The 11,280-nt window shown below is 49.8% G+C and carries 7 protein-coding genes; 4 read left to right on the top strand and 3 right to left on the bottom strand.

The features are described from left to right. Positions 1 to 6 precede the first annotated feature (6 nt). Genes QFZ51_RS16925 through QFZ51_RS16910 form a run of 4 tightly spaced genes read left to right on the top strand, consistent with a single transcriptional unit; the run spans position 7 to position 8,692 of the window. On the top strand, positions 7 to 789 hold the full coding sequence (locus tag QFZ51_RS16925) for a hypothetical protein (protein WP_429047400.1): 783 nt from the start codon (positions 7 to 9) through the stop codon (positions 787 to 789). Positions 790 to 798: 9 nt separating this feature from the next. Then, positions 799 to 3,654: a hypothetical protein gene (locus tag QFZ51_RS16920; protein ID WP_429047399.1), complete on the top strand. Its 2,856-nt coding sequence runs from the start codon at positions 799 to 801 to the stop codon at positions 3,652 to 3,654. Further along, positions 3,654 to 7,370: a contractile injection system tape measure protein gene (locus tag QFZ51_RS16915; RefSeq protein ID WP_429047397.1), complete on the top strand. Its 3,717-nt coding sequence runs from the start codon at positions 3,654 to 3,656 to the stop codon at positions 7,368 to 7,370. Before QFZ51_RS16920 ends, QFZ51_RS16915 begins: the two co-directional genes overlap by 1 nt. Next, entirely contained in the window at positions 7,355 to 8,692 is a 1,338-nt protein-coding gene (locus tag QFZ51_RS16910; protein ID WP_429047395.1) for an ATP-binding protein, read from the top strand. Before QFZ51_RS16915 ends, QFZ51_RS16910 begins: the two co-directional genes overlap by 16 nt. 3 nt (positions 8,693 to 8,695) lie before the next feature. Here QFZ51_RS16910 and QFZ51_RS16905 read toward each other — a convergent pair whose 3' ends face one another. The 3 genes from QFZ51_RS16905 to QFZ51_RS16895 all read right to left on the bottom strand — a co-directional run bounded on the left by QFZ51_RS16905 (position 8,696) and on the right by QFZ51_RS16895 (position 11,230). After that, complete coding sequence (locus QFZ51_RS16905; protein ID WP_429047394.1) at positions 8,696 to 9,877, bottom strand: glycosyltransferase; 1,182 nt, start codon at positions 9,875 to 9,877, stop codon at positions 8,696 to 8,698. 81 nt (positions 9,878 to 9,958) lie between these two features. Further along, on the bottom strand, positions 9,959 to 10,543 hold the full coding sequence (locus QFZ51_RS16900; protein WP_370910121.1) for an RNA polymerase sigma factor: 585 nt from the start codon (positions 10,541 to 10,543) through the stop codon (positions 9,959 to 9,961). 96 nt (positions 10,544 to 10,639) lie between these two features. Then, positions 10,640 to 11,230 (bottom strand): hypothetical protein, encoded by a 591-nt coding sequence (locus QFZ51_RS16895; protein WP_429047393.1) that lies wholly within the window; start codon positions 11,228 to 11,230, stop codon positions 10,640 to 10,642. Positions 11,231 to 11,280: the final 50 nt, after the last annotated feature.

The following is an 11,280-nucleotide window of genomic DNA, read 5'->3' as shown; positions in this document are numbered from 1 at the left end:
TTATATATGGATACGCAACAAAGTAAAAAAGTATACGGGCGGGATGAGCTCAAACAATATTTCAGAAACGGCGTAATGCCAACAGAAAACCACTTCGGCTACCTGATAGATTCTACCATCAATAAACAGGAAGATGGTTTTTCAAAAGATGAAGACAATGGCTTGCTGGTATCTACGCTCGGCGACTCCAAGCGGCTGGTATCCTTTTACCGCGCCACTGATGACCTGGAACCTTTTTTCTGCATGGAAAAAGATGAACAGGACTTTCCTGCCCTTCGCCTGAAACCCGGCACCGGGGAAGATGACCAGACCGGACCCGGGAAGAGCTTCTTTTTTCATATGAACGGTAACCTCGGGGTCGGGAAAAAAAGTGACCCCCGTTTTAAAGTGGATGTCAACGGCTTTGCAGGTATGCAGGGACGCGTAGGAACTTTTAAAGCAGGCGCCGTTCCGGCAAACGGCAAATGGCATCCCATTCTCGAATCGATGGATAACTGCCAGGCATTTGAAGTGATGGCCAGAACCGGCCGGAAAGGCGCCGGCAGGGTAGCATTGCTTCACGCCACGGCACTCGCGGCATACGGCGGATCACATAACCGGATCAGCCAGCGCTGCGCCCACTATGGCTTTTTCTGGAATAAGATCAAACTGCGCTGGAAAGGCACCACGCATAACTACGCGCTGCAATTACGTTCCAACAGCAACTATGGCGATGGTGTGGAAATCTTTTATAACATCACCCGGCTATGGAGCGACGAGCTGTTTATGCCAGATGAATATTACTATTAATGCTGTCATATGTCCGATAGTCCCGTTCAGATCAACAGAGACAAATCCATTGCCCCTGCAATGGATTATGATCTTTTAATGAAGGAAGCCATTGCCCGCGTGCAGGAGCTGTCCGGTACCGAATGGACCGACTACAACCTGCATGATCCCGGCGTAACCATCCTGCAACAGCTATGCTATGCAATCACTGATCCGGCATATCGCACGGCTTTCCCAATAGAAGAAATACTGGCAGATAAAAAGGGCGACATTGATCCTTTGCAACACTCCTTTTTCCGGAGAGCAGAAATGCTTACCTCCGCGCCCGTGACGGTGAACGACTACCGCAAACTGGTGCTGGATGAAATAGACGACCTGGAAAATGTATGGATTGAACCCGTACAAACCATCCATCCATCCGGGTGTACAAAGGGCGTATACCGGGTATTTATACAGGTGGAAGATGCAATTGCCCGGAACATGGAAGCCAATGCAGACCAGGTACAGCAGCTGGCCGCACAAACAGATCATCTCCTGCAATCGTACCGGAACATCGGGGAAGACTTTGAACCCGCAGTAGTATTGCAACCACAGGAGATTTTCATTAAGGCCGAAATTTTTGTAGACAGCAGGCATGAGCCACAGCAGATCCTCGCCCTGATGTGCAATGCTTTTGAAATGACAATGCACCCGCCGGTAAGATTTGTACCCGCCGCCGAAATGTATATCAATGGCCACACACCGGAAGAAATGTATGCAGGTCCCTTGCTGAAGAAAGGTTTCGTAGCGAACAGCGATCTGCATCCCCGCAAACAAACCGCCGATCCGGCCGACCTGATGAAAAGTGTTTCAGAAGTACCCGGCGTAATGAAAGTAAAAGCTATTTACCTCGCGGATGAAAACGGTAACTTCCAGGCAAAACCGGTGCAGATCAAAGAAGGCCACTACCCTTACCTGGAAATGATAAGCGAAAAGCACGAGATAAAAATATCGAGCGACAAATTTGAATACAACCTCCGCGATGCCGGCTTCCTCAATATGTACGAGCAGGTAAAAACAGTAGCCCGCAGGAAATTTACTGGTCATCAAAATGCCGAAGCTCCCAAACCACTGAAAGGAATATACCGCAACTTAGGCCAGTACTATTCCCTTCAGCATCACTTTCCGGCGATTTATGGCATCGGGCATGAAGGCCTCGAAAAAGATGCTCCCGCCCTCCGCCAGGCACAGGCTAAACAGCTAAAGGCTTACCTGCTCTTTTTTGAACAGTTGCTGGCCAACTACCTCGCGCAGCTAAGCAACATCGGCAACCTGTTTTCGCCTTTCCTGCAACAGGTGCCAGCTGCTACCTACGCTACACAACCGCTGTACAACGTGCCGCATGTGGCCTCATTGCTGAAAGCATTTACCCATCAGAAATCACCCGTATCCTGGGAGGATTTCATCAATGATAACGGGAACCCCTATATTAAAAATATGCAGGAAGCAGCAGAACCGGATAAAGAATACCAGCAACGTAAGAACACGATACTGGATCACCTGATGGCCCGCTTCAACCTGGTGTTACTGAAATACCCGGTTACTTTCTATGAACAAACCTATGACCGCGATGCGCCTCCCTCCCGGATCAGTCCGGAGCTGGAATGGAAAGCATCCATCCTTCGTGACCTGCCCGCACTCAGCGCTAACCGCAACCGTTCGTTCAACTACCGCGAAGATATTTTTAACGAAGGGAGTTTGTCAGGCTATGAAACCATTCTGCATAAGTTGCTGCATGTGCGTCCGGAAAAAAGAAAGCGGCTTACCGCCGTATTTGATAGCAGCAACTGGAAAGTATCCGTGAGTCAACCTTCCGAGCCACATATTCATGTTCACCTGGTGAAGGAATACAAAGTGAAAGACGAACTGCTGAAAGTGAACATCGCTGAAAGCACTTCCGGCGAAATCATTACCGGCAAGAAATATGACTATGGCCGTCAGTCGGTGTCGCTGCTGCGTTACGGACTGGATCCGGCCAATTACCGCATCGTATACGATGGGGAAGAAGATGTGTACCTGGTGGTATACCGTCAGGCTGCACATGCGTTGTGGCAGGTGATAACCCGGGAAAACACGCATGAAGAAGCTATGCAGGCGCAAAAAGAAACGATGCGGCACCTGAAACAGATCAGCACAGAATCGGAAGGATGTTACCTGCTGGAACATCTGTTGCTGAAGCCTGCCTACACAGACAAGAGTTTTGGTTTCCGTATTTACAGCAGGTCCAATAAACTGCTGCTGCAACATGCACAATGGCTCACCCTTGAAGAGCGGGAAGCGCAGCTGGAAAACGTGGCCCCGCTGGCGGCTGCCCTGAATGAACAGGATGCTTATGGCAGCTGGCAACAGCTGCAACAGTATTACAAAATATATTTCTATCACGGCGATACGCCGGAACTGTTAACAGCAGCACATTTCACTTCGCCTGATCATAAGGTCGCCGTTGAAAAAACAATGCTGGACCTGCTGTTGCTCATCAGGCAAATGAAAACCGGGCAGCACCGGCAGGTACGTGTGGTGCCTTATGTAAAACACGGCGAGGCTGAAATGTTGCAGGAAGCCTTCTTCAAATTCGGCATGAGCATTATTTTCCCTTCATGGCCGGCACGCTTCCAGTATAAGGAGTTCAGGAATTTTACCGAAGGATTGTTCCGGGAACATACACCCGTGCAATTCCGCTTGAACTTCGACTGGCTGGGTATCAGCGCGATGCGGGACTTTGAATCCCGGTATTTCGATTGGCTCAAAGCCATGCGTGGAGAGGGCGACCGGCCATCTGCCACCGCTGCTTTGCTGGCCTTCATTGTAAAAGATCCGGCATTTTCTCAACATGTAGTTACTGTATAATGGAAGCACACATCATCCGGCGATACAGCTTTGATATCACCTACGATTCGAGGCCCAGGGCTTTTGCCTTGCAGGATAAAATGAGTACGCTTTTCCGGCAAAGCATCAGCAATGGTACGGATGATCTACTGCAACAACTGATCCCCGCCGACATGATGGCTTCTATCGACGGGCTGATACTGAACATAGGGACCATTCCTTTCAAAGACCTGGAAGCTGAGCTGCCAACAAAAATATTAGCGGCTTTGCAACAAGCGCTTACCGATCTGCTGTATCATCAACAGGCGGGCACGCAGCATGGCGTTAGCGGGGATATTACCATAAGGAAAGGCGAAGACCGGCAGCTGGAACTGATGAGCTTTTTCCTGTTGCAGGGGGTGATGCCGTGGTGGGCCACTACCACCGAACGCGCGCAACCGGGAGACATCATTTTACAGTTATCAAAAACTTCCCCGGGGAAACTGGCTGGTTTTATCCGCAGCATTGGCCGGAATCAAAGCGTACGGGAGCGAATTGTGTGGCAATTTTCCGTTGATGTATTACAGGCCATCGTACAGGTGCTGGAACCGGCGGAAGCGCTGTTTATTATTGCCGGCAGCCGAGAAATACTGTTGCTGCAACAGCAGCAACAATTACTCCATACTGAAACCAGTGAACTGGAAAAAGCGGTGTGGTTATTTATGCTCACCTATCTCATTATGGAACGGGGCAGCAACTTTAACCGCAAAGAATTTGTACGCAGCAACCTGCTGAAGCTGGCGGGGCATTTCAACCTTTCCTATGAAACCATCCTGGAGTTGTTTTATGAAGCATTGTGGCGTTACAAATCTTCCTTACCAGAAACAGGATTGGGTAACTATATCAAAGATCTCTATAACGAACTAACCGTTTCGCCTCAACGAAAACCAGTTGCCGGCGGTGATCCATCTTACAAAAAATTAATGGCAGACACCGGGGAACAAATCAATGTACTCCGCTATTATCTGCTATATGGCGCTATTCCCTGGTGGGCTCCGGGTGTTACACCTGCGTCCCTGCAACTGATGTTTAACAATACCGGTTACCATGCCGCCGCCTCCCTTAAACAAATGCTGCAGCTGGTATTGCAGCATCAAACCGCTGCCGGCAGGTGGCATGAACTTATGCAAACCAATGAAGCGGTGGTGGAGCAAACCGGGTATTTAAGGGAGATAAAGAACTGGGCAGCTGATACCATTGCTGCGGCTTCCTTTACCGGGGACACGCTTACAAAACGGCTGTTGCTCCGCGATGTGATCCTGCACCTGCTCACCTATGGCAGTATGTCGTGGTGGGGAAAAATATATGCGCACTACTCCCTTAACAGCTTACTGGAACAGCTGGCCGATCAGCATCCGGATCAAACGCTGACGATACTCGAATACGCCGCCACCCTACCGGCAGCTATGTACCGGCTGGTGTCAGGCGTAAAGCCCGCGGTGTTTTTCCGGTTGCTGAAAAGCAGCGGTATGGCCGCCGCCGCGGAAGAAGTATACGACAACGTATATACGCTATTAACCGCTGTACAACAATTTGTGACGGTTAGCACCCTGCCGCCGGAGCAGTTTATCCTGCAAGCCATCTGGCAATCACTCGCCGCCACGCGTTACCGCCGGATCAGCAAAGAGGTGTTACTGCAACACCTGTTCCTGCCCGCATGGTCGGAAACGCCGGTGGCAGCACCGCACATGATCCGCTTCCTGCTGCAACAGCTGCTGCCCGTTATTAATCACCTTTCCGGGAATACGGTACTGGCCAATGATTTGCAGGCATGGACCATGCCTGTATCCGCTCTTTCCCTGCAGGAGGCAGAACGCTTACCCGCACAGATAACAGCCTCACCGGAAGAGATTACCCGCTGGCTGCAACAATTCCTGACCACCGGGCAATTACCTCCGGCAGCAGGCAATGTCTCTTCAGCCTATGCCGCAAGGTTACTGCAATGGCTATACGAATATCATGAAGAACACATGAAGCTATTACAGGAAAGCATCACCCCATCGCCGCAACTATTCCGGCAACTGGAGGAGCTGTTTCTTCAGCTGGAACCACATATTGAACCGGTACAGACGTTACTGCAACCCTGGCTGGAGAAAACCATCGCAGAAGGCAGCTTCTTTGCGGAAGGCAGCAGCAGCAGGATCTATCAACCGGCGGTGGCCTTCCGGTCGTTATTACAGCGCATGCAGCGCTACCCTTCCATTACCGTGGAACATCAGCAACAGCAAGTGCTGGAAGAAGCGCGGCAGCTGCTAACGGCATACCTTACACGCTACCGGCTGCCGGAAAAACTGGGTTCGTTGCCATTATCAGCGACCAACGAAATCATCAAAGCAGCCGTGGTCCTTTTATTCAACGCCGCTCCTGCCATCCTTCATCAGCTCTTTACCAGCTACCGTCAACAACTGGCGGCCAGGCTACAGGTATATGGGTTATTCTCCTTCTACGCCGGGGTGCCCGACAGCCATATCCGGCAAACGCTGGATATATACGCGGTACAGGACAGCCTGCTCCTGTTACAGGAAACGGCCGGTAACAGTCACCAGGGCAGCATCACCGACCTGCGGAAGGCCGTCCGCTTTTATAAGCAGCGCAGCCGGCAGGAACGCAGGTTATTCTACAGTAAAATACTGCAGCATCCGGCACTGATAGAACAAATGGCGCAGCACCTCGACGAAGAATCGTTCCTTGACATTGTACAGGATGTTCCCCTTGGCTGGACAGCCAACACCACGGATGCCTTGCACGAGTTGCAACAGCTGCTGGAATCACTGCTTCCCGGCAGCCAGGAGAAAATACAGCTGCAACAGGTATTCCGGCGGTTTCACCTGTTACTGCTGGGCGCACATATACATGTATATGACGCGCGCAGCTATGCTGCCCGCTTCCTCGATTTTATAAATATGACCACCCCGGGCATCGCGGAAATACTGGTCAACCGGCTGGTAAAAAGCGCGCAACAACCAGCGTCGCTATCGTACACGCATATACGGCATGTAGTACCGGTATTGCAGCAGGAAGCGCAATTAAACATTACAGCCAGCCGTCACCGGGCGTTGTTACGGGAAAGTCTCTACGAAAAAGACCTTCTCCGGACAATAAACCCGGCTACCGCTACGGCAACGGCGCATCCGCTGGAAACACCGCCTCACGAGCCCGACAGCTGGGCTAAAGTGAAGAAGCAACCATTGGATACCATTTATACCGGTAACGCCGGCCTGATCATACTGCATCCTTTTATTCCGTTTGGCTTCAAGCGGATCGGCCTGGTGAACGACGAAGGTTTTGTAAACCGGGAGGCACAACATCGTGCCGTACACCTGCTTCAGTATATGGTAAACGGCAGGGAAATACACGCAGAGCATGAATTGGCGCTCAATAAAATACTATGCGCCTTACCACTGGAAGAACCCGTGCCCGCAGAAATACTGCTGACCGCGGAAGAAAAACAACTCTGCGAAGAACTGCTGAAAGTAGTGATCCAGCGCTGGGAGAAAATGAACAACTCCTCCGTAGAAGGTTTCCAGGCGGCCTTTCTGCAGCGCGACGGCGCACTGTGGCAAAAAGATGATGACTGGTGGCTGCGGGTAGAAGAACGGGGCTACGACATGATACTTCAAACCTTACCGTGGGGCATTGGCATGATCAAGACCCCCTGGATGGAAAAAACAATATATACAGAATGGGCATACAGTTAATAGCAGCCAACGCAGCTGCATTGGAAAAAGAACTGGAATGGTTCCGGCTACTGACGGAAGCACGGATGCAACAATACTTCCAGCAAACAGTGGTGGAATACCCGCCAATACCGGATCTCTCGGAAGATCCATCTGTGTACGCACAGATTATAAAACACTATGGCATGTCGCATGCGGAGCGGATTATACTGCTGCTCGCGCTGATCCCGCATATACAGCCACAGTTGCTGGACATTTTCTTTGTAAAGAACGCCACCTATGATAGAGGCTTCACAGAATTTGGTGGTATTAAAGGACAGATGCACGGCGGCTTTTTACCAACCGGGGAAACAGCCGCGTTCCTGCTGACGGCGGACGGCTTGCAGCAACGGTTTAACATGATCCGGTATTTTAGCCCCGATCATTTCTTTGCCAAACATCAAATCCTCAAACTCAACCCCGCCGGCGATGAGCCGCTGCTAAGCGGCACCCTGAGCTTGTCGACCGAGTATCTCAGCCTGTTTACAGAAGGCGTTTCCTACCGTCCTGATTATAATACGCAGTTTCCTGCCAAGCGTATTGAAACCGGTATGGAGTGGCAGGACCTGGTACTGGAACCGCATGCGATGGAAGAGGTAGAAGACATCCGGACATGGATAGAACATGGCACCACCCTGCTGCACGACTGGGGCATGAGCCACAAAATAAAGCCTGGATTCCGCAGTCTTTTTTACGGACCACCGGGAACGGGGAAGTCGCTCACTGCCTGCCTCCTGGGTAAAACGTTCAACATGGATGTATACCGGATCGACTTATCGCTGGTGGTATCAAAATTTATTGGTGAAACAGAAAAGAACCTCGCACAGGTATTTGACAAGGCCATCAACCAGCAATGGATTCTATTCTTTGATGAAGCAGACGCGTTGTTTGGAAAACGCACACAAACATCTTCTTCCAACGACCGTTACGCCAACCAGGAAGTGGCTTACCTGCTACAGCGCGTGGAAGACTTTCCGGGCGTGGTAATCCTGGCCACTAACCTGAAAGCCAATATCGACGAAGCTTTTGCCCGTCGTTTTCAATCGATGATCTATTTCTCTATGCCAGGGCCGGAACAACGGTTACGCATATGGGAACAATCCTTTCCTTCACATATAGCGCTGGAAGATAAAGTGAACCTGGAAGACACTGCGCGTAAATACGAAATGACCGGCGGCACTATTATCAACGTCGTGCGGTACAGCTGCCTGATGGCGCTGAAACGGGGAGATAAAACCATCCGGCAAAAGGATCTGCTGGCGGGCATCCGCAAGGAGTTTGGGAAAGACGGGAAGATTGTATAGGCGTTACTTTAGCCAAGACATATCACTTCCTTCAAAATCGCTTACCGCCAGCGAAGGGACTTTAATGGAGAGATCGTCTGCTGATATTTTATTTTCCATTGCTTCACTGAAATACTTTCTATTTCCGACAGGGATACTACCGGGAACCCCTCTTGTCCTGCTGTTGGTTCTTAACGCTTCTCTCATTCCCTCCGGACCTGTGGAGCCCATTGTTTCTAATCCCCGGGCGCTAAATAATCCTCCTTTCACGTCAGGATACTCTTTAAGCCTCTCCCCGTCTTGATATAGCGCATTCAGCTTCTTCTCCGCATTAGCGTTAATAAGTCCTATATTCTCTGCGCCAGGCAATGCTGCGATCAGGTCATTGGCAGCCTTTTTTGCTTCTGTCCTGTTATGGGTAAGCATACCTGTTTTATAGATCTTCTTTTTTACTTCTTCAAAAATATCAGGATGTTCTGCTTGCGGGGAGCTACCCGCCGATTCATGCTGCCCGGTATTCTTCCTGAAACCAAGATCGCTGTCTGAATAGATGCCGCCATACTTGCTGAGAATGCTGTAACGCGCCAGATCGGACGCAGTGCCAAAGTTGGTCCATGTATCATTTGGATCCGTGGGCGCTCTTTTAATATAGCCTGCCTCCTTCTTATAATGTTCTGTAAAGACGCTGGCATCAGCCGAGATATCCTTTATGGTTATTTCATGCTCTCCTGCCCAGGCCGCCATATCTGCAAAACCATTCTGTATAAGGTTAGTCCGGTCGCGCCAGCGGCTGTCAGACCATAACCAGATCTGCGCAGTGGGATTTCTTTCCTTCCAGGCAAGTACATTTGTTTTCCCGGATCCAGGCATGGAAGCCCCTATCCAGATAAAATGGATGATCTTCGGCAGGCCTCCGTTATCCTTACTCTTAAATTCACTAATGTAACGCTCAATAGCCTCCTTCTCTTTTCCTTTCTCCAGTGGATATACTTTGGGTTCGCGCATCAATACCTGTATTAAGCCATAGTGCTGCTGAAACAGTTCCGGATTAAAAGCTATCATATCAGTGATGGTGGGTTCCTCTTCGGTACCATCATATATAAATTTTCCCTGTACAGGCGGATTTTGGGAGATACCATTTCTGCCAGCTATGTGATCGGCATTGCTGCGGAATTTACGTTCCTGGGGGTTATTTCGGGTATACATGGGAGTTGTATTTTCGTTATTCCGGCTGACTGAAATTAACGAAAAACACCCGGCTTTCAACATTTAGTTTAACCCGCAGAATTATACCGCCACCAGGTTTTCAACCCCGGCCTGTTTCCTTAAATTCATCAGTGCATACCGTACCCTTCCCAGCGCTGTATTAATACTGATACCGATGGTTTGCGCCATCTCCTTATAACTCAGGTCGGCGTAATACCGCAGGATCAGGGCTTCGCGTTGCAGTCCGGGCAGACGGTCCAGCATCCTGTTTACTTCTTCGGTTACCTCTGCACGGATCATACGGTACTCCTGGCTGTGTTCCGTGACTTCCATGTAATCGCCCAGGTCATCGTTGTAGGTAACGATGGTGCTTTGCCGTTGATTGGTTTTCCTGAAATGACTGATACAGGCGTTATGGGCAATCCTTACCGCCCATGCCAGGAACCGGCTGTTATCAACATAGTGGCCCGATTGTAAAGCGTTCACTATTTTTATAAATACTTCCTGGAAGATATCTTCCGCCAGGCTTCTGTCTCTCACAAGTAAAACAATAGTAGTAAAGATCCTGTTCTTATGGCGGTATACCAATGCGGTAAAAGCCGGGTTATTTCCTGAAATATACAGGCGGATCAACTCCTGATCCGTAAGGTCACTATATGGGTTCATACACGGTTTCGTAAATTTTGGTCAATAAATGATTTCAAATGGGGGCCACCCTGAATAAGGCAGCCCTTTTATATACTGGTGGTTGTATTAGCCAACCTAGTCCTTGAGATTTAAATATTTTTTCACCTGGCTGTAATCATTCCAGTCGATGCCTGCCGCAGATCTTGCAGACACGCCACCGGGAATAATTACATACCTGTATTGATAACGTTTATCCGTAGCAGTGGTGCTGATAGGTGCATTCGCAAGCAGGTCGATGGCGCCGACAGAGGCTACAAACCTTACCAGGTAACCATATTCATCCACATACGGTAACGCTTGTACGAAAGAATTGGCAGCAGTACCGAGATTGATATATACGTTGATAGATGCATTGGCCAGTAAGGGAGCTGTTAACTTCGGAGCATCCAGGCTGGCGCCATATATGATGGTGTTAATAGTACCATTCTGATTAAAGATGGTATCTGCAGGCGCAAAGGCCACATCCTTCCAGGCAGAATAAATAACATTCGCACTACCGGGCGCACCTGAATCGCCTTTGGGACCGGTAGCACCGGGCACACCCGAAGGACCCGCAGGGCCAGCAGGACCGGCAGGACCCTGGTCTCCGTCTTTGGAGCAGGCAGCAAAAAATAATACAACCGCAGTGATCAATGCATAGGGCATAAAGCGTGTAACCTGTTTCATAATGACAATTGTTTTGTTTTTGTTTTTATTTATTAAATGAAAAGATGAAA

This window comes from Chitinophaga sp. W3I9 (assembly GCF_050434025.1).
Lineage (GTDB): Bacteria > Bacteroidota > Bacteroidia > Chitinophagales > Chitinophagaceae > Chitinophaga.
The sequence above is the reverse complement of the archived record's forward strand: the minus strand, read 5'-3'. Positions and strand labels throughout refer to the sequence as shown.

What these genes read in the sequence shown, in the direction of transcription:
- QFZ51_RS16925 (WP_429047400.1), top strand. Translation starts at nt 7, where the DNA reads ATGGATACGCAACAAAGTAAAAAAGTATACGGGCGGGATGAGCTCAAA.
- QFZ51_RS16920 (WP_429047399.1), top strand. Translation starts at nt 799, where the DNA reads ATGTCCGATAGTCCCGTTCAGATCAACAGAGACAAATCCATTGCCCCT.
- QFZ51_RS16915 (WP_429047397.1), top strand. Translation starts at nt 3,654, where the DNA reads ATGGAAGCACACATCATCCGGCGATACAGCTTTGATATCACCTACGAT.
- QFZ51_RS16910 (WP_429047395.1), top strand. Translation starts at nt 7,355, where the DNA reads ATGGGCATACAGTTAATAGCAGCCAACGCAGCTGCATTGGAAAAAGAA.
- QFZ51_RS16905 (WP_429047394.1), bottom strand. Translation starts at nt 9,877, where the DNA reads ATGTATACCCGAAATAACCCCCAGGAACGTAAATTCCGCAGCAATGCC.
- QFZ51_RS16900 (WP_370910121.1), bottom strand. Translation starts at nt 10,543, where the DNA reads ATGAACCCATATAGTGACCTTACGGATCAGGAGTTGATCCGCCTGTAT.
- QFZ51_RS16895 (WP_429047393.1), bottom strand. Translation starts at nt 11,230, where the DNA reads ATGAAACAGGTTACACGCTTTATGCCCTATGCATTGATCACTGCGGTT.